Annotated in this window: 15 protein-coding genes; 8 read left to right on the top strand and 7 right to left on the bottom strand. The window is 65.8% G+C overall.

Annotated features, from left to right (window positions below; genetic code table 11):
* Window positions 1–174: 174 nt before the first annotated feature.
* The 7 genes from NCG91_RS15365 (at window position 175) to NCG91_RS15335 (ending at window position 6,607) form a co-directional block, all read left to right on the top strand.
* On the top strand, window positions 175–1,014 hold the full coding sequence (locus tag NCG91_RS15365) for a symmetrical bis(5'-nucleosyl)-tetraphosphatase (RefSeq protein ID WP_251350297.1): 840 nt from the start codon (window positions 175–177) through the stop codon (window positions 1,012–1,014).
* A 93-nt stretch (window positions 1,015–1,107) separates the two neighbouring features.
* Window positions 1,108–2,028 (top strand): AraC family transcriptional regulator, encoded by a 921-nt coding sequence (locus tag NCG91_RS15360; protein ID WP_251350296.1) that lies wholly within the window; start codon window positions 1,108–1,110, stop codon window positions 2,026–2,028.
* Between the two features lie 118 nt (window positions 2,029–2,146).
* Entirely contained in the window at window positions 2,147–2,701 is a 555-nt protein-coding gene (locus NCG91_RS15355; protein ID WP_251350295.1) for a carboxymuconolactone decarboxylase family protein, read from the top strand.
* Between the two features lies 1 nt (window position 2,702).
* Window positions 2,703–3,788 (top strand): acyl-CoA dehydrogenase family protein, encoded by a 1,086-nt coding sequence (locus NCG91_RS15350; RefSeq protein WP_251350294.1) that lies wholly within the window; start codon window positions 2,703–2,705, stop codon window positions 3,786–3,788.
* Complete coding sequence (locus NCG91_RS15345) at window positions 3,785–4,579, top strand: ABC transporter ATP-binding protein (protein ID WP_251350293.1); 795 nt, start codon at window positions 3,785–3,787, stop codon at window positions 4,577–4,579. Before NCG91_RS15350 ends, NCG91_RS15345 begins: the two co-directional genes overlap by 4 nt.
* 16 nt (window positions 4,580–4,595) lie before the next feature.
* On the top strand, window positions 4,596–5,840 hold the full coding sequence (locus tag NCG91_RS15340; protein ID WP_251350292.1) for an ABC transporter substrate-binding protein: 1,245 nt from the start codon (window positions 4,596–4,598) through the stop codon (window positions 5,838–5,840).
* Window positions 5,841–5,842: 2 nt separating this feature from the next.
* Window positions 5,843–6,607, top strand: coding sequence for an ABC transporter permease (locus tag NCG91_RS15335; protein WP_034780216.1), 765 nt, complete (start codon window positions 5,843–5,845; stop codon window positions 6,605–6,607).
* Here NCG91_RS15335 and NCG91_RS15330 read toward each other — a convergent pair.
* The 6 genes from NCG91_RS15330 to NCG91_RS15305 form a co-directional block, all read right to left on the bottom strand.
* A complete protein-coding gene (locus NCG91_RS15330) occupies window positions 6,604–7,350 on the bottom strand; it encodes a lysophospholipid acyltransferase family protein (RefSeq protein WP_251350291.1) in 747 nt (248 codons plus the stop codon). The two genes, NCG91_RS15335 and NCG91_RS15330, sit on opposite strands and share 4 nt — an antisense overlap.
* Window positions 7,351–7,437: 87 nt before the next feature.
* A complete protein-coding gene (locus NCG91_RS15325; protein WP_251350290.1) occupies window positions 7,438–8,739 on the bottom strand; it encodes a dihydroorotase in 1,302 nt (433 codons plus the stop codon).
* Between the two features lie 24 nt (window positions 8,740–8,763).
* Window positions 8,764–9,729 (bottom strand): aspartate carbamoyltransferase catalytic subunit, encoded by a 966-nt coding sequence (locus tag NCG91_RS15320; RefSeq protein WP_034746695.1) that lies wholly within the window; start codon window positions 9,727–9,729, stop codon window positions 8,764–8,766.
* Window positions 9,722–10,246, bottom strand: a complete 525-nt coding sequence (gene pyrR, locus NCG91_RS15315; RefSeq protein WP_034780225.1) for a bifunctional pyr operon transcriptional regulator/uracil phosphoribosyltransferase PyrR — start codon at window positions 10,244–10,246, stop codon at window positions 9,722–9,724. The genes NCG91_RS15320 and pyrR overlap by 8 nt, the downstream gene beginning before the upstream one ends.
* A 38-nt stretch (window positions 10,247–10,284) precedes the next feature.
* Window positions 10,285–10,683, bottom strand: a complete 399-nt coding sequence (ruvX, locus tag NCG91_RS15310; protein ID WP_223278885.1) for a Holliday junction resolvase RuvX — start codon at window positions 10,681–10,683, stop codon at window positions 10,285–10,287.
* The gene (locus NCG91_RS15305; protein WP_034746689.1) at window positions 10,680–11,282 is read right to left on the bottom strand and encodes a YqgE/AlgH family protein; all 603 of its coding nucleotides are present in this window, start codon (window positions 11,280–11,282) and stop codon (window positions 10,680–10,682) included. The genes ruvX and NCG91_RS15305 overlap by 4 nt, the downstream gene beginning before the upstream one ends.
* Window positions 11,283–11,668: 386 nt before the next feature.
* Between NCG91_RS15305 and NCG91_RS15300 the strand changes: the two genes are divergently transcribed.
* Window positions 11,669–13,132 carry a cryptochrome/photolyase family protein gene (locus NCG91_RS15300; protein WP_251350289.1) on the top strand — a complete coding sequence of 488 codons (1,464 nt, stop codon included), beginning with the start codon at window positions 11,669–11,671 and terminating at the stop codon, window positions 13,130–13,132.
* Between the two features lies 1 nt (window position 13,133).
* On the opposite strand, the gene NCG91_RS15295 is transcribed toward NCG91_RS15300, so the two are convergent.
* Window positions 13,134–18,419 carry a hybrid sensor histidine kinase/response regulator gene (locus NCG91_RS15295; RefSeq protein ID WP_251350288.1) on the bottom strand — a complete coding sequence of 1,762 codons (5,286 nt, stop codon included), beginning with the start codon at window positions 18,417–18,419 and terminating at the stop codon, window positions 13,134–13,136.
* Between the last annotated feature and the right edge of the window lie 29 nt (window positions 18,420–18,448).

Here is an 18,448-nt window from a genome sequence, read left to right as displayed (position 1 = left end):
TCGATATACGCCAGCGGGAAATGCCGCCCCATTAAATCTCCGGCAGCATAATCGGCATCCGCTTTTCTTCCCGCCGGCCGTGCGCGCAATCGGGTACCGGCCAGGAATGCACCCAACGCCAAAGGGCAGGCATGCTTATAATGCAGGCGCGTAGTTCACTTCACCCCGGCACATATGAAAACTTACTTTATCGGCGATCTGCAAGGCTGCCATGCACAAACCATCGAACTGATCGAACTGATCCAGGCGGCAGCGAATGGCCCGTACCGCCTGCTGTTCGCTGGCGACCTGATCAACCGCGGCCCGGCCTCGCTGGCCACGTTGCGCCACGTGCACGCGCTGGCGCAGCAGGGCCTGGCCGACAGCGTCCTGGGCAACCATGACTTGCACCTGCTGGCCGTGGCTAACGGCATACGCCCCGAGCATGCGTCCGATACGCTGGCCGAAATTCTCGACGCGCCCGACCGCGACGAGTTGATCAACTGGCTGCGCCAGCGGCCGTTGGCACTGGCACACGATGGCCACGTGCTCGTACATGCGGGCTTGCTGCCACAATGGAGCGCGGCCCAGGCCCTGTCCCTGAGCGGGGAAGTGTCCGCGATGCTGCGCAGCGACGGCTGGGTGGCCTTCCTGCGCACCATGTACGGCAACGAGCCAGCCGCCTGGCGCGACGACCTGCAGGGCGCCGACCGGCTGCGCTGCATCGTCAACGCCATGACGCGGCTGCGCTTTTGCACGCCGGAAGGCGTGATGGACTTCAAGATGAAGGAAAGCGGCAGCCCGCCGCCGGGTTCCGGCCTGCTGCCCTGGTTCGACGTGCCGGGACGGCGCAGCGCCCGCGACACCATCGTCTTCGGCCACTGGTCGGCGCTGGGACTGCAGCTGCGGGAGCACCTGATCGGCCTCGATAGCGGCTGCGTCTGGGGTGGAAAACTGTCGGCCGTGTGCCTGGAAGACCGCTCGCTGCTGCAAGTCGCCTGCCCCGCCTTCCAGCAGCACAGCGGCAAGCGCTAAATGGCAAGCATGGCGCGCATATGCTTAGTCGAAATCGGTCGTTGGCCTTGCCGCGCGCAGCCCGTATGATGCAGCTTTTGCCTTTGCGATCCCATGCATCCTGATACCGACAGACTGGCGCGCTGGCTGCTCGGCAGCCTGGAACTCGACACCGCCGTCCTGCATGTGGGCCAGTACTGCGGCCGCTGGCGCGCCTCCACGGCGGGCCGGGAACTGGGCAGCTTTCACCTGGTACTCGATGGCCACTGCTATCTGCACCTCGACGGGGCGGCTCCGATTGCGCTCGGCCCGCGCGACGGCGTCTTCCTGCTGCGCGACTTGCCGCACTTCCTCAGCCCGCACAGCGACCCGCTGCAGGCGGTCAGCGCGCAAGCCATGCTGCCGCTGCAGTCGTCCACGGACCAGCCGGCGACGGCGCTGGCCTGCGGCTTCTTTCAATTTCGCGGCGCACTCTCCGCGCTGATCGTCGACTCCTTCCCGCCGTACCTGCTGATACGCGGCGACGCGCCCGCCTTCAACGCCGCTGCCGCGCTGTTCGACCTGATACTGGCGGAAGCCGGCGGCGACCCGGAACAACCGTCGCCGCTCATCGCGCGCCTGGTCGAACTGCTGTTCTTTTACCTGATACGCCATGTGGCGCAGGGCGAACAGGTGGCGGCCGGCCTGCTGTCGCTGCTGCACCGGCCCGCATTTTCGCCGCTGCTCGAACGCATGCTCGACGCCCCCGCCGACGACTGGTCGATCGAGAACATGGCCAAGGCCGCGTGCATGTCGCGCGCCAGCTTCTGCAAGCATTTCGCCAGCGCCAGCGGCCACTCGCCGGCACAGTTCCTGCTCCTGCTGCGCATGAAGATCGCCGCGCGGCGCCTGCACGATGGCGTCTCCGTCGAACGCGCGGCCGAACTGGTGGGCTACCGCTCGCACGCCGCCTTTACGCGTGCCTTCAAGCGGGTCACGGGCGAACAGCCAGGCGCCTACCGGCGCGACCAGCGCCAGCGCCAACTGGCCAGCTGAAATCAAGGATCGCACAATCGCAGACGAACGAGCACAAAAGGACGACGCTGACGTCTGTTACCTGCACGGCATGGCCGATATAATGCATGAGTGACTTACCAACTTAGCAAGGTACCCCATGTCCCGTCTGACGCTGCACACTCTCGATACCGCCCCGGCCGATAGCCGCCCCTTCGTGGAAAAGGCCATCGCCAACAATGGCTTCCTGCCCAACCTGATCGGCGTGCTGGCCAATGCCCCGCTGGCCCTGGAAACCTATCTGACCGTCTCCGGCATCAATGCGCGCGCCAGCCTGACGTTAATGGAACGCGAGGTGGTGCAGATCACGGCCGCGCGCATCCACGGCTGCGATTTCTGCATCGCCGGCCATAGCGCCATCTCGCTGAAAAAAGCGGGACAGACACCGGACACGGTGCGCGCCCTGCAGCATGGCCAGCCGACGAACGACGCCAAGCTGGACGCCGTCGCCGCCTTCGCCACGGCCGTCATCGCCACGCGCGGCGCCGTCAGCGACGCCGAATACCAAACATTCCTGGCGGCCGGCTACAACGAACAGCAGGCGCTGGAAGTGGTGCTGGGCATCAGCCTGGCGACGCTGTGCAATTTCTCCAACAGCCTGGCCGGCACGCCCGTCAATCTGCAATTGACGCCCTACCTGCCTGGCGCCGTCTGACATGGGCCACCTCAATCACTGGCTGCACACGCATGCCGACCAATTGGACCAATCGTCGGACCTGGCTGAAACCATTTTGCCAGCCCTCGCTGGCGACCAGTTGCTGGCCATCGGCGTGCCGCAGGAACACGGCGGCGCGGGCGGCGACGTACGCGACGCCATCGACGCCATCGCCAAAGTTGCCGAGCAATCGGTGACGGCGGCCTTTGTTTTCTGGGGCCAGCGCTGCTTCATCGAATTCCTGCTGCAAAGCGGGAACCGCGCCCTGGCCGAATGCCGCTTGCCTGGCCTGCTGGCAGGCACGCAGGCGGGCGCCAGCGGCCTGTCGAACGCCATGAAATTCTTGTCCGGCATCGAACAACTGCAAATCACGGGCGCGCGCCAGGAAGACGGCTTGCTGGTCGACGGCGGCCTGGCCTGGGTGACGAACTTGCGCAAGGCGGGCTTTGTCGCGGCCGCCGCCGTGGCGCCGAACGATGGCGCGCCCCCTGTCATCGTCGCCTTCGACAGCGGCACGGCAGGCGTGCAGCGCAGCGACGACCTGGACCTGATCGCCCTGCGCGGCAGCAATACGGCTTCCGTCAAGCTGGCACAGGTGCACATTCCCGCCGCGGACATCATCAGCGACAACGCGCCGGCCTGGCTGCCGCAGGTGCGCCCATCGTTCCTCGGCATGCAGTGCGGCCTGTCGATCGGCCTGGCGCGCGCCAGCCTGGCCAAGGCGGCGCAAATTTCCGCCGGCTCGCGCAACCAGCTTACGCCGCGCATCGAAGCACTGCAAGCGACCCTGGAAGCCGCCGTCGCCACCTTGCTGGCAGGCGTGCACGATGGCCGCTTCAAGACGCAGGCGCCGGCCATGTTCCGCCTGCGCATACAGCTGGCCGACGTGCTGCAGCAGGCGCTGATGCTGGAACTGCAAGCCATGGGCGGGCGCGCCTACCTGAACGCCGAGCAGCAGGGCTTTGCCCGCCGCTGGCGCGAATCGTCGTTCATCCCCATCGTCACTCCCAGCCTGACGCAGTTGCAGGCAGCCTTGCAGCTGTTCGACAGCCAGCAGGCGGCCAAGGCGGCGGGAGCGCCGGCATGAGCGTTGCTGATTGGGCCTTGCAGGCGCAGGATCTGAGCTATGCCTATGCGGGCAGCGCGCCCGTGTTCCAGCACGTGTCTCTGGGTGTGCGCAAGCGCGAAATCGTCTGCCTGCTGGGCGGCAGCGGCTGCGGCAAATCGAGCCTGTTGCGCGTGCTGGCCGGCTTGCAGCCGCCGTCCACGGGCGAGATTCAATTCCTCGATGCCCCCATGCGCGAACCGGACCCGCGCAGCGCCCTCGTCTTCCAGCAAGCCAGTTTGCTGCCCTGGCTGAACGTCACGGGCAATGCCGGTTTTGGCCTGGACTTCAAGCACCAGCCCAAGCTGACGCGCGAAGCGCACCAGGCGCGCGTGGCGCAAGCCATCGAAGCGGTGGGATTGAAGGGACGCGAAAAGCTGTATCCATCCGCCCTCTCGGGCGGCATGGCGCAACGCGTGGCGCTGGCCCGTGCGCTGGCGCGCGAACCGGAACTGCTGTTCGCCGATGAACCGTTTTCCGCGCTCGACGCCATCACGCGCACCGAGATGCAATCGCTGCTGGTCGACGTGGTGCACCGCTGGCACACGGCCGTGCTGCTCGTCACACACGATATCGATGAAGCGATCCTCGTGGCCGACCGCATCCTGCTGATGGGCGGCAAGCCGGGCAACATCGTGCGCGAATGGCCCGTCGCCATCGCTCAGCCCCGCATCGGCCACAGCGCAGACGTCATCGCCCTCAAGATGGACATCCTCGACGCCCTGCAGGCGCTGCAAAAGCAAGACCAGCAGCCAGCCTTCGCCCCCCTATAACCAATCGGAGCACTTCATGTCCCTCCCAGAAAATAACACCCCCCTGCATATCTGCGCCTCGTCCGATTGCGACTGCGGCCTGACGCGGCGCGACTTCCTGCGCATGTCGGCCCTGGCCACGGCCAGCGTGGCTTCTCCCCTGCTGTTCGCCGGCGACGCCATGGCCCAGCAAGGCCCAAAAGGCGACGACCAGCCCGTGAAAATCGGCTACCTGCCGATTACCGACGCCACCCCGCTGCTCGTCGCCCACGCCCGCAAGCTGTTTGAAGCGGAAGGCCTGCAGGCGGAAACACCTCGCTTGTTCCGCAGCTGGGCGCAGATCATCGAAGCCTTCGTCGCCGGCCAGGTCAACGTCATCCACCTGCTGTCGCCGGCCACCCTGTGGGTGCGCTACGGCGCCAAGTTCCCTGCGAAAGTCGTCGCCTGGAACCACGTCAACGGTTCCGCGCTGACGGTGGCCAACGAGATCAACAAGGTCTCCGACCTGGGCGGACGCACGGTCGCCATCCCGTTCTGGTACTCGATCCACAACATCCTGCTGCAGCAAATCCTGTCCTCCAACGGCCTGACCCCGGTCACGCGGGCGCGCAATGCCGCCATCAAGCCGAATGAAGTCAACCTGATCGTGCTGGCGCCGGCCGAAATGGTCTCGGCCCTGGCCAGCAAGTCCATCGCCGGTTACATCGTGGCCGAACCGTTCAACGCGGCGGCGGAAAACGCCGGCATCGGCAAGGTCCTGCGTTTTTCGGGCGACGTGTGGAAAAACCATGCATGCTGCGTCACCTTCCTGTCCGAGCGCGACATCAACACGCGCCCCGAATGGGCGCAGAAGGTCACCAACGCCATCGTCAAGGCGCAGTTGTGGACGCGCTCGAACCAGGTCGACACGGCCAAGCTGCTGTCGAACGTGGGCGAGCACCGCTACACGCCGCATCCGCTGCAGGTGCTGACCAAGGTGCTGGCCACCAGCGATTACGCCGGCTATGAAAAGCAGGGCCTGATCGTGCACAAGAACTGGCAGCAGCGCCGCATCGACTTCCAGCCATATCCGTTTGCCTCGTACACGGAAGAACTGGTGCGCGCCATCGGCCGTACCAAGGTCGAAGGCGATACGCGCTTCCTGGCCAACCTCGATCCGAAGTTCGCCGCGCGCGACCTGGTCGATGACCGCTTCGTGCGCAAGGCCATCACGGCAGTCGGCGGCCCAGCCGCCTTCGGCTTGCCGGCCAACCTGCTGCGCAGCGAAACCGTGGCGGTCTGACGATGGCAAGCAAGTTGTTCACGAAGTTCGGCCTGCCCCTGGTGGGGCTGGCCTGTGCCTTGCTGCTGTGGTCCATGGGCGTGACGGCACTGGAGAAATCCACGCCCATCGCCACCGCCTTCGCGCCCTTGCCCACGGCGCTGGCGTTCCAGGAGATGGTGGGCGGTTCGGATATCTGGCTGCACGTGGTATTGAGCCTGCAACGGGTGGCCGTGGGCCTGGGACTGGCGATCGTCATCGGCGTGCCGCTGGGCGTGCTGGTGGCCATGTCGAAGAGCTTTTCCGGTGCGGCCATGCCGCTGTTCCAGTTGCTGCGCATGATTTCGCCGTTGTCGTGGATGCCGATCGCCGTGATGGTGCTCGGCGTCGGTGATGCGCCCGTGTACTTCCTGCTGGCGTTTGCGGCCGTCTGGCCGATTTTGCTCAATACGGCGGCCGGCGTGGCGCGGCTCGATCCGAACTGGCTGCTGCTGGCACGCAGCCTGTCGGCCACGCGCAGCGAAATCGTCTTCAAGGTGATTTTACCGGGCATCACGGCCGATATCCTGACGGGCGTGCGCCTGGCCATCGGCATCATCTGGATCGTGCTGGTGCCGGCGGAAATGCTGGGCGTGTCGGCGGGTCTCGGTTACTTCATCCTCGATACGCGCGACCGCCTCGCGTATTCGGAGCTGATGGCCGCCATCGTGCTGATCGGCATACTCGGGTTTATCCTCGACTACCTGGCCCGCGCCGCGCATGCGCGCTGGCTGCACGTCAAAAACTAGGCGGTCTTTTCCAGCGGCAGCGCGGCGGCCACCGCCGCCTGCGTTGCCGTCGCCAGTTCGCGCCGGTGCGCATCGAGCGTCGCCACTGGCGCCAGACAGGTCAGGCGCGCCGTGATGGGCGGGCCGCTCAGAATCGCCACCATGCTTTGCGCAAAGCTCATCTCGCCGATGAAGTCGACGGCGTGGTGCAAGGCTCCCTTGTCATCCACATACACGAGCGCGAACGGCTGCACCGGCACTTGCGCGTCGATGGCCGCCTCGAACAGGTTGGCGTGAAACGGCAGTATCTGTCCTTGCGCGGCGGTCGTGCCTTCGGGGAAGAACGCAATGCGCTCGCCCGCCGTCAATTTATCCACCAGGCCCTGGAAGATCAGGCGCAAATCGCGCTTGCTGCCGCGCGAAATGAAGATGGTGCCGGCGCGTCCCGCCAGCCAGCCCAGGATAGGCCAGGCGCGGATTTCCGCCTTGGCGACGAAACGGCAAGGGTGCACGGCATTGATGACGAAGATATCGAGCCACGACACGTGGTTCGCCACCACCATCGCATGGTCGAGCGCCGGCACGCTGTCCGCCGGCTGCGCCACGTGCACGCCGCAGATATCGAGCAGCTGCGTCGACCAGCGGCGGATGCGCCGGTTCCGCCCCTCCAGGTCCAGCCAGGGAAAGAGCACGGCGCTCTTGGCCATGCCGCAGCTCAGGTGAATGGCGATGCGCGCGAGGCGGTAGGTAAGCAGAAGTTTCAAATCACACCAACAAATAAACCAGAACCGAAATCCGGGAGCAGACAAGGGATGCCGGGGCAGCGTGCCCCGGTCCACGGATCTGATTTTTTAACGCTGAAACGCCACCTGTCCGGCGACGATGGTCGCCTTGACGATGCCGCTCAGCTCATAGCCGAGGAAAGGCGTATGCTTGCCCTGGCTGGCCAGCGAGGCCGACGACACGGTCCAGCGCGCGGCGGGATCGAAGACGCAGATGTCGGCCACTTCGCCCACGGCCAGGCTGCCGGCAGGGATGCCGGCGACACGGGCCGCGTCGGCCGTGACCTTGGCCACGGCGCGCGCCAGCGGACGGGCGCCCGCCTGCGGCTGCGCCAGCGCATAGTCGTCGGCCCATTTCAGGGCCAGCGACAGCAGCAGTTCCAGGCCAGTGGCGCCGGGCGACGCTTCGCCGAACGGCAGCAATTTTTCATCGTCGTCGACGGGCGTGTGGTCCGAGCACATGGCGTCGACCGTACCGTCGAGCAGGCCGGCGCGGATCGCATCGCGGTCGCGCTGACTGCGGAACGGCGGCGTGACCCTCGCGTTCGGGTCGAAGAAACCGATATCGGCGTCCGTCAGGTGCACATGGTGTACGCCCACGTCGCAGGTGACAGGCAAGCCTTCGGCCTTGGCGGCGCGGATCAGTTCCAGGCCCGCCGCCGACGAAATGCGGCACAGGTGCACGCGCGCGCGGCTGGCGCGCATCAGCTCGAAAATCGTGTGCAGCGCGATGGTTTCGGACATCACGGGCACGCCAGACAAGCCCAGGCGCGATGCCAGCGGGCCGCTGTGGGCGATGCCGCCGCGGCCGATGTGCGGGTCTTGCGGGCGCAGCCAGACCGTGTAGCCGAAGGTGTTCGCGTACTGCATCGCGCGCAGCAGCACGGTGGTGTCTTCGATCGGCTCTTCCGCCTGCGCAAAGCCGATGCAGCCCGCTTCCGTCAATTCGGCCATTTCCGTCAGCGACTTGCCCTTCAAGCCCATGGTCAGTGCGCCCAGCGGATGCACGTGCGCCTTGTTCTGCGTCTTGGCGCGGTATTTCAGCATTTCCACCAGACCCGGCTCGTCGAGCACGGGATCGGTGTCGGGCGGGCACACCAGGCTCGTGACGCCGCCCTGAAGGGCTGCCTGCAATTCCGATTCCAGCGTTGCCTTGTATTCGTAGCCCGGCTCGCGCAGGCGCGCGGACAGGTCGACCAGGCCGGGGGAGACCACCAGGCCGGCCGCGTCAAAGGTGGTGTCGGCGGTGAAACCGGCCGGGGCACTGCCCACGGCCAGCACCTTGCCGTCGGCGATAAACAGGTCTTGCAAGCCATCGATGCCGTTGGCAGGGTCGATCAGGTGGCCATTCTTGATATGTAGTGTCGTCATGCTCGCTTACTCGTCCTTGGGCTATCAGCCCTGATTACCAGCCAAAATACTCATCACCGCCATGCGCACGGCGATACCGAACGTCACCTGCGGCAGAATCACCGCCTGCGGACCGTCGGCCACGGCCGAATCGATCTCCACGCCGCGGTTCATCGGGCCCGGATGCATGACGATGGCATCCGGTTTTGCCAGCGCCAGGCGCTCGGGCGTCAAGCCATAGCTCTTGAAATATTCCTGCGCCGACGGCAGCAGCGCGCCGCTCATGCGTTCATTTTGCAGGCGCAGCATGATGATCACGTCCACGCCTTTGAGGCCTTCATCCATGTTGGTGAAGGTGCGCACGCCCATCTGCTCCAGGCCGCCCGGCAGCAGGGTATGCGGGCCGATGGCGCGCACTTCCGGCACGCCCAGGGTGGTCAGCGCGTGGATGTCGGAACGGGCCACGCGGCTGTGCAGGATATCGCCCACGATGGCCACCGTCAGGTTGGTGAAATCCTTCTTGTAGTGGCGGATCGTATACATGTCGAGCAAGCCCTGGGTCGGGTGCGCATGGCGTCCGTCGCCCGCGTTGACCACGTGGACATGCGGCTGCTTCGTGTCGATCAGGTGCTTGGCGATCAGGTAGGGCGCGCCCGACTGCGCATGGCGCACGACGAACATGTCGGCATGCATGGCCGACAGGTTGTCGATGGTGTCGAGCAGGGACTCGCCCTTGCTGGCCGATGACGCCTGGATGTTCAGGTTGATGACGTCGGCCGACAGCCTTTTTGACGCGATCTCGAAGGTGGTACGGGTGCGCGTGGAGTTTTCAAAGAACAGGTTGAAAACGCTCTTGCCGCGCATCAGCGGCACCTTTTTCACATCGCGGTCGGAGATGCCGACGAACGAGGAAGCGGTATCGAGGATGTGGTTGACGATAGACTTCGGCAAGCCTTCAATCGTCAGCAGATGTTGCAGTTCGCCGTGTTTATTCAGTTGCGGATTAAGCATGGTGGGTATCTATGGTGAGCGTGAATTTTCCATCGTCGGCTTGCTTCAGGACCAGGGCCTGACCCGGCGGCACGGCAGTGAAGGCGGCCACGAAATCGGCGGCCACCGGCAACTGGCGTTCGCCGCGGTCGACCAGGGCGGCCAGCATGATCTTGGCCGGGCGGCCATAGTCGAACAATTCGTTGATGGCCGCGCGCGTGGTGCGGCCCGTGTACAGCACATCGTCGACCAGCAGGATGGTGGCGCCGGCCACGTCAAAGCTGATTTGCGTCGGCTTGACGTCGGCATGCAGGCCCTTCTGGGCGAAGTCGTCGCGGTAGAACGAGACATCGAGCACGCCCAGGCGGTCGAGCAGGTTCAGGTCGCGTGCCAGGCGTTCAGCCAGCCAGGCGCCGCCCGAATGGATGCCGACGATGGCCACGTTGGGGATGCCCGCCAGGCCGCTCTGCACCTGTTGCAGCAAGACCGCGTACAGGGCCTCGGCGTCGAGTTGGGAAGGATTCGTAGGATGCGGCATAGGGTTCTTGATCATTCAGGAATGGGTCAAAGGTCAGATTAATAATTCGCGTCGAAATACTGTTGCAGGATGATGGCGGCGGCGCGGTCATCGATGACTTCACCCCGCTTGGCGGCGATGACGGCCGATGAATAACGCTCGTCGACCAGTTCCACCGGCAGGTTGAAGCGGCCATGCACCTGGTTGGCGAAGCGGCGACAGCGCGCGCTCATTTCGTGTTCCGTGCCATCGGGATGGCTGGGCAAGCCCACCACGATGCGGCTCGCGCCCCACTCCTTGATCAGGCTATCGATGGCGGCAAACTTCGGCTCATTCGCCGTGGCCGTGATCACGCTGAGCGGCTTGGCCTGGCAAATCATGGTATTGCCGATGGCCACGCCGATGCGTTTCAAGCCGAAATCGAAGGCGAGGATGGTGTCGATGGCGTCACCGCTCATGCGTGGCCAGCCTCGCTGGCGAGCATGAGGGGATCGATACCGAGCAACTTGATGGCCGCCACATAGCGCTGCTCGATGGGGAAATCGAACAGGATGTCGGCCGAGGCGCCCACCGTCAGCCAGCCGTTGCGGCCGATCTCGTCTTCCAGCTGGCCCGGACTCCAGCCCGAGTAGCCGATCGAGACCAGCATGCGCTCGGGGCCATCGCCCTTGGCGACGGCTTCGAGCACGTCGATCGAGGTGGTAAACGCCACTTCATCGGTCACCGTCAGCGACGAGGAATAGCGCGCGCCCGGCGTATGCAGCACGAAACCGCGGTCGTCCTGCACCGGACCGCCGAACATGATCGGTTCGTTGATGATGGGCGTGTCGCTGCCGGCCGCCAGTTTCAGGTCGATACGGTCGAACAGCACTTCCATGGTCATGTCGGTGGGCTTGTTGATGACGACGCCCAGCACGCCGTTTTCATTATGTTCACACACGTACACGACCGTGCCGCCGAAGATCGGATCTTGCATGGCCGGCATCGCAATGAGGAAATGGTTGGCCAGATTCAGGGTGGAGGAACCGGTCGCGGCCGGCTCTCCCACACCCTGCATCAAACGATGTCCTGGTAGAGTCTGGTCGATTTTACTCTTTTTCATACGCGATGCTCTCTCTGTGGGCTTGCTGGCAAGTCTCGCTTACCCCGCTATCGTACGCCTGGCACCTCCTGCCGCGAATGTTGGGCGGCGAGAGCCGTGTTGCCAGGCGCTATTCTTGTTATGTTATAAATTAATGGTCAATTCGCTTTGCCTGCAGGCGCATTTCAATGCCAATTGTAAAATTGATTGCAAAATCGCTGTCGCACATAAAGCACCACGAACATACCCGGTAGTTTACACTGAATTGCCGCCGCAGCGACGCCAAAGGCGCGACGCGAGCGGCGATAAAGCCCCGTTGGCGGCAAAAAATGGCCTATCTTTGACCCTGAACACGCGAAATAATGACAATCAAGACTTCCCTGGTGTGGTTCCGGCGCGATCTGCGCGCGTTTGATCATGCTGCACTGCATCACGCCCTGCGCCAGAGCCAGACCGTGCATTGCGTCTTCGTGTACGACACCGCCATCCTGGCGGCCCTGCCGCGCCGCGACCGGCGGGTCGACTTCATCCATGCCAGCCTGGCCGAGCTCGCTGGCGAGCTGCGCCAGCTGGGCGGCGACCTGATCGTGCTGCACGCAGACGCGGCCGAGGCCATCCCGCGCCTGGCCGCCGAATTGAACGCCGACGCCGTCTTTGCCAACCACGACTACGAACCGCAGGCCATCGCGCGCGACGCCACGGTGGCCGCCGCGCTCACGCGCGATGCGCGCCTGTGGTTCAGTTTCAAGGACCAGGTGATCTTTGAAAAGGACGAAGTGCTGACGCTCTCGGCCAAGCCGTATACCGTCTACACGCCGTACAAGAATGCCTGGCTGAAGAAAATGCGCGCGGAACCCGGCTGCCTGGCGCCATTCGCTATCGAGCCGCATGCGGCCAGCCTGGCGCCGCCGCGCGCCGGCACACCGGTGCCCCTGCCCACCTTGGGCGAGCTGGGTTTCGAACCGAGCAACCTGGCCGAGCTGGCCATTCCCACCGGCATGTCGGGCGCCAGCATGCTGTTCGAGGATTTCCTGCCGCGCGTGGCCCGCTACGACGTGGCGCGCGATTTCCCCGCCCTGAAGGGACCGTCCTACCTGTCCATGCATCTGCGCTTCGGCACCGTGTCGCTGCGCTACCTGGTGCGCACCATCGTCGACCTGATGGATAGGGGCGGCGGAGGCGATGGCGCGCCCGTCTGGCTGGCCGAACTGATCTGGCGCGATTTCTACGCCATGATTTTGTACCAGAACCCGCACGTGGAAGGCGGCGCCTTCAAACCGGCCTACGACGCCATCGCCTGGGACACGGGTCCCGAAGCCGATGCCGCCTTTGCCGCCTGGTGCGAGGGACGCACCGGCTATCCGCTGGTGGACGCGGCGATGGCGCAACTGAACCAGACAGGCTATATGCACAACCGCCTGCGCATGGTCACGGCCTGCTTCCTGATCAAGGACCTGGGTATCGACTGGCGCCGCGGCGAAGCGTATTTCGCGCTGCACCTCAATGACTTCGACCTGGCGTCGAACAACGGCGGCTGGCAATGGGCTTCGTCGTCCGGCTGCGACGCCCAGCCCTACTTCCGCATCTTCAATCCGATCACGCAATCGGAAAAATTCGATGCCAGCGGGCGCTTCATCCGCCGCTATCTGCCGCAGCTGAAGGCGCTGGGCGACAAGGAAATCCACGCACCCTGGCTGGTGCCGCGCATGCTGCTCGAGCAAAAAAACATCGTGCTGGGGCGCGACTATCCGGAACCGCTGGTGCAGCACGACGAGGCGCGCAAGGAGACCCTGGAGCGTTATGCCGTGGTGAAGGTGGTGGCGTAGGTCAAGATTCGGTCAACAAGCGCCCCACTTCCGCCAGCAATTCCTCTTCCTGGAACGGCTTGCCGAAATACGCATTCACGCCCAGCTCGAACGCATGTGCGCGGTGCTTGTCGGCACTGCGCGAAGTGATCATGATGATGGGGATGGCGCGCGTCTTGTCGTCGCTGCGCACATTGCGCGTCAAATCAAAACCATCCATGCGCGGCATCTCCACGTCGACCAGCAGCAGGGCCGGCATGGCAGCCGGCTCCAGCGCATGCAACTGCTCCAGCGCATCGACGCCATCCTTGGCCAGCAGCACCTGGTAGCCTTCGCGCTCGAACAGGCGCTGCATCACGCGGCGCACCGTCAGCGAATCGTCGACCACCATCACGCGCACGGCTGGCACGGCCAGCGCGCTGGAAGCGGCATGCTGCGCGCTGCTGGCCAGCGCATATTGCGACAACAATTCTGGATGATGCTCCAGGTGCTGCGCCAGCGCCACCGGGTTCAGGATCAGCACGATGTCGCCCGTGCCCAGCACCGTGGCGCCGGCGATGCCCGGCATGCGCGCCAGTTGCGGGCCCACGTGCTTGACCACCACTTCGCGGTTGCCCACCACGTCATCGACCTGCAAGGCCAGCCTGTCGTTGCCATTTCTCAGCAGGAGCACGGGCGCATAGCGCTGCGTGGCCTGCGCCGCCGGCGTCTCGCCCAGCATGGCCGACAGGTGGTGCAGCGCCAGCGACTGGCCGTGCGACTCGATGCGCCCGGCCGCCCGCACCTGCTCCAGCTGCTCGCCTTTCAGGTGCAGCACCTGCTCCACCAGCACCGATGGCAAGGCATACGTCTTGCCGTTGGCCGCCAGCAGCACGACCTGGGTGACGGCCAGGGTCAGCGGCAGGTGGATGGTGAAGCGCATGCCCAGGCCCGCCTGCGTCAGCGTTTCCACGCGCCCGCCCAGGGCCAGCGCTTCGGAGCGCACGATATCCATGCCGACACCGCGTCCGGCCAGTTCCGTCAGGCTGTCGGCGGTGGAAAACCCGGGCGTGAAAATCAGCTCGGCCGCCTGCGCGTCGGTCAACGGCGCATCCGTCGCCACCAGGCCGGCGCCGTGTGCCTTGGCACGAATGCGTTCCAGGTCCAGCCCCGCGCCATCGTCGGAAAAGGCGATCGCCACTTCATTGCCCTGCTGGCTGACCTGCACCAGCAGCTCGCCCGTCTCGCTCTTGCCCGCCGCCAGGCGCGCGTCGCGCGGCTCGACGCCGTGCACGATGGCGTTGCGCAGCAGGTGCTCGAAGGGCGCGGCCATGCGTTCGAGCACGCTGCGATCGATTTCCACGCCGCCGCCGCGGATGTCGAGGTTGACCCGCTTGTCGACTTCCTTGGCGCTTTGTCGCGCCACTCGGAACAGCCGTTCGGCGATGCTGGCAAACGGCACCATGCGGATCTGCATCAGGTCGCGCTGCAGCTCGCGCGTCAGCCGCGCCTGCAGCACCAGGTCGTCCGTCACCGCATCGACGCTGTGGCTGAGGTTTTCATGGAAGGACGCCACGTCGTTGACGCTTTCGGCCATCATGCGCGTGAGCTCCTGCAGGCGCGTAAAGCGGTCGAATTCGAGCGGATCGAAATCGCGCTCGCTGCCGACGGCCATGCGCGAAGCGATCTGCGATTCGGCCTGCATTTCCACTTCGCGCAGCTGGCGCCGCAGGCGCGCCAGGTTGTCGGAAAACTCGGACAGAGAAGCGCCCAGCACACCGACTTCATTTTCCATCTTCGAGCGCGTGATCGACACTTCACCGGCCTGGTTCACCAGGCGGTCGAGGATATCGGCGCGCACGCGCACCAGCGCCGCCTTCGGTTCGACGGCCGGCGTGTCTTCCATGCCAGGCAAGGGCAGCAAGGGCTGCTGCAACTGCTCGAACAGGTGCAGCGCATGGTCGTAATGGGCCAGCAATTCCTCGAAGGCCTGCGGCGTGGCGGTACCGGCGTGCAGCATGTTTTCGATATGCGTCTCGATTTCATGCGCATGCTGACCCAGGCGCATGGCGCCGGCCATGCGCGCGCTGCCCTTGACCGTATGCAGGGTACGCAGCAGCATCTGCGCCTGGCCACTGTCGTGCGGCTGCTGCTGCCAGCTGCGCAGCGCCTCGCCAATCTGCGGCAGCAGGTCGGCGCCCTCCTCCAGGAAGACGGACAATAAATCGAGGTCGAGTTCATCGCTGATGCCGGCGCTGGCCGCCAGCAGCGCGGCCGCATCGGCCGGCATGATGGTGGGCGCAGGCGCTTCCGGCGCCGCATGCTCCAACGGCGGCGCGTGCTCGAAGCCGGCGTCGAACAGGTCGTCGCTGGCGCCGCTGTCGTGCACCAGCGCCGGTACGGGTGCTTCGGCAGCCTCCGGCTGCAGCGCATCGGCGACGATGCTCGCATACGTCGCCTCGAACAGCGCCTCGAGCTGGGGCACAGGCATCTCGGCCAATGCGTCGGCCAGCGCGTCGGGTAGCGACTCGGCAGGCTGGGCCGGTGCGCCGACGATACTGGCGTAAGCGGCCGCAAACAGGGCGTCGAGCCGCTCTTCCTTGCTCTCGCCGGGCGCCGCCGTCAGGGCGCGCCACAGGGTGTTGAGCGCTTCGATCATGTCCGGCTGCGTTGGCGCCAGATCGCCCAGCGCAAACGCCTGCAGCATTTGCCCGATGCGCTGCGTGGCCTGCTCCAGCACGTCGTGCTGTTCGGCGCGCAGGCCGGCCAGCGGCGGCACCACCGTTTCGATCACCGTCTCGAGCGCATGCGCCAGGTCGCGCAGGGACTGGAAGCCGACCGTGCCCGACGTCCCCGCCAGGGTATGCACGGCTTGCAGCGCTTCCGCGCTGACGGCGCGCTGCTCATGACGCCATTCGCCGAAGTCGCGCGTGAGCACGCGCAGCAATTCATCCGTCTCGGCCAGGTAGATGTTGTACAAGGGAAGGCTGATGCGCAGTTCGCCCACGTGCTTGAGGTGATCGTCCGGCGCTTCGTGGAGCGCGGGCGCCGTGGCCAGGGGAAGGCCGATCACATTGCCATTGCCGGCCACGGGCGCGGCCGGGCGCGGCTTGCGCAATTCGAACGGACCGCCTTCGCGCACGCGCTCGGCCGCCGCCAGCAGCATGCCGGCCTCGCGCTCTCGCCCTGCCCCGCCTTCCAGTTCCGCCACCCATTCGCTGAGCTGGTACCAGCCGTAGTTCAGCAGGGTAAACAGATCGTCGCTGACGGGTCGCGCTTCGGCCAGCCAGGTATTCATGACGCGCTCGATGGCGCCGGCCGCTTCGGCAAACTGCGCCAGGCCGATCATGCGGCTGCTGCCTTTCAGGGTGTGGAACGAGCGGCGCAGCATGGCCAGGTGGTCGCCGCTGGCGGCTTGTTCGCGTGGCAGGGCCAGCGTGGTGTCGACAAAGGCCAGCACTTCGCGCGCTTCGGCGATGAAGATGTCGAGCATCTCCGCATCGACATCGGTCACTGCCGGCGCGGCATCCATGCCGGCACGCGCGGCGGGCGCCAGGGCCTGGTCGAGCAAGGGTACGGGCACGGCGCCGGCGGCGGCGACTTTTTCAAATGGCAGGGCGCGGAAGGTGCCGGCGGCGGCATCGAAATGAAAACGCCCGCTGGCCGCCTGCGCGTTGCGACCCAGCATATCGATAAAAAAGCCCAGCGCGCTGACATTTTGCGCGATCTCGTCGAGCGCCTCGGCCTGCGCCTCCGCCTTGGCGTCGCCACCGGCCAGCTGCCGCACGGCCGCATCGACCTGCAGCACGGCGGCGCGCGCATCGTCCTGTCCCAGCCCGGCCAGCTGCTGCTGCAACTGCGCCAGCACGGGCGCGACGCCATCAAGGGTCCCCGTCCGCGACGCATCCGCGTAATACGCATTGAGCACCTTTTCCACCTGGCGCAAGCCCGTCTTCATGTCCTCGGCCAACGCGGCCACGGTCTGGCCCTGCTCGATCTGGCGCGACAGCTCGCCCGCCGTGACGGGCGGCGGCGCTTCGCCAGCCAGCAGCGCCTGCAGGCGCGCGACGATGGTTTCCGCATTGCCGGCGAAATCGTCCGGCAGGCGGCGCAGCTGTTCCAGGCCCGTGTCGGCAAACAGCAGCGCCATGCCGATTTCATTCTCCAGGGCCGCACTGCGCCCGCTGGCCACGGCTTGCCGCGCCACGGCCGCGCATTCGCGCAGCAGGCTGGCCAGGGCCGGCTGCTTGAGGGACTCCACATGCGCCGCCACCTGTTGCAGCGACTCGTCGAAATCCATGCCCAGGGCTGGATCGAGGTCGGCCTGCGCCAGGCGGTTCCAGCTGGCGCGCGCCTGCGCCAGGGCCGTGCGGGCGCCTTGCAAGGCATCCTGGTCGACCTGGCCATAGCGCCGCGCTTCCACGTCGGCGGGCAGCATGCCTTCCAGCGCGAAGGCGGCGCGCAGCTGGCGTGCCTGCGGCGTCGGCGCGTGTGCCGCGGCGATGAAGAACAGGGCGTCGCGCAGCATCGCTTCGGGCAGGCTGGCCGTGCCCTGCGCCAGGCGGCGCAATTGCAGGTTGATCAGGCCGAACAGCTGTTTGACGTTGAGCGTGCCCATGCCCTCGCCGCTGGCCGCCAGCCCCGCAAACGCCTGCATGGCGAACCAGAAGGTACGCGCCGGCGCCTCCTGCTGCGCGTCGGCCACCAGGGTCAAGGTGGCGTGCAGCTCGCCCGCGTGCTGGCGCCGCGCCGCGTCATCCTGCGCCTTCAGGAAAGGCAGCAGGGATTTCTCAAAGCGCCCGCGCCAGGCCGGATAATCGGCCGCCGGCGGCGCCTCCGCCAGCGCGATGGCATGCCCTTCCAGCATCGACGCTGGCGGAAAAAACAGGTCGGCCGGGTGGATGCGCTCGGCGCCCAGCATGGTTTGCAGGTCGCGGTAGTAGGGGAACAAACGCGTCGGCTGCGGCGGCGTGCCGGCCACCAGGTCTTCCAGGTATTCGGTCAGGGCCTGATACAGGTCGGCGACGACTTGCGCATGGTCGAGCGTGTATTCCAGGCTGCCGTCGCGAAAGCGCGCCAGCGCCTGTTCCGCGCCGTCCGTCAGCAGGCTGGCGCCGGCCACGTCCACCATCACCAGTGCGCCATGCGCCTGGTGCAGGTGCGAGCGCGCATGCTGCAGGGCCGTGGCGCGTTCCTCGCGCTCGCGGCCACCCGCCTCAAACAGGGCCGTTTTCGAGCGCCCCAGCGCTTCACGGATCTCCACCATCACCCACGACAGAGGTTCGCTGTCGAACGGCTTGGACTGCTGTGGACTATCAGGTGTGCTCATGCATGCCTCGGTAAGGAAATCGCCTGGAC

Source organism: Janthinobacterium kumbetense (genome assembly GCF_023703445.1).
GTDB lineage: Bacteria > Pseudomonadota > Gammaproteobacteria > Burkholderiales > Burkholderiaceae_D > Janthinobacterium > Janthinobacterium kumbetense.
The sequence above is the reverse complement of the archived record's forward strand: the minus strand, read 5'-3'. Positions and strand labels throughout refer to the sequence as shown.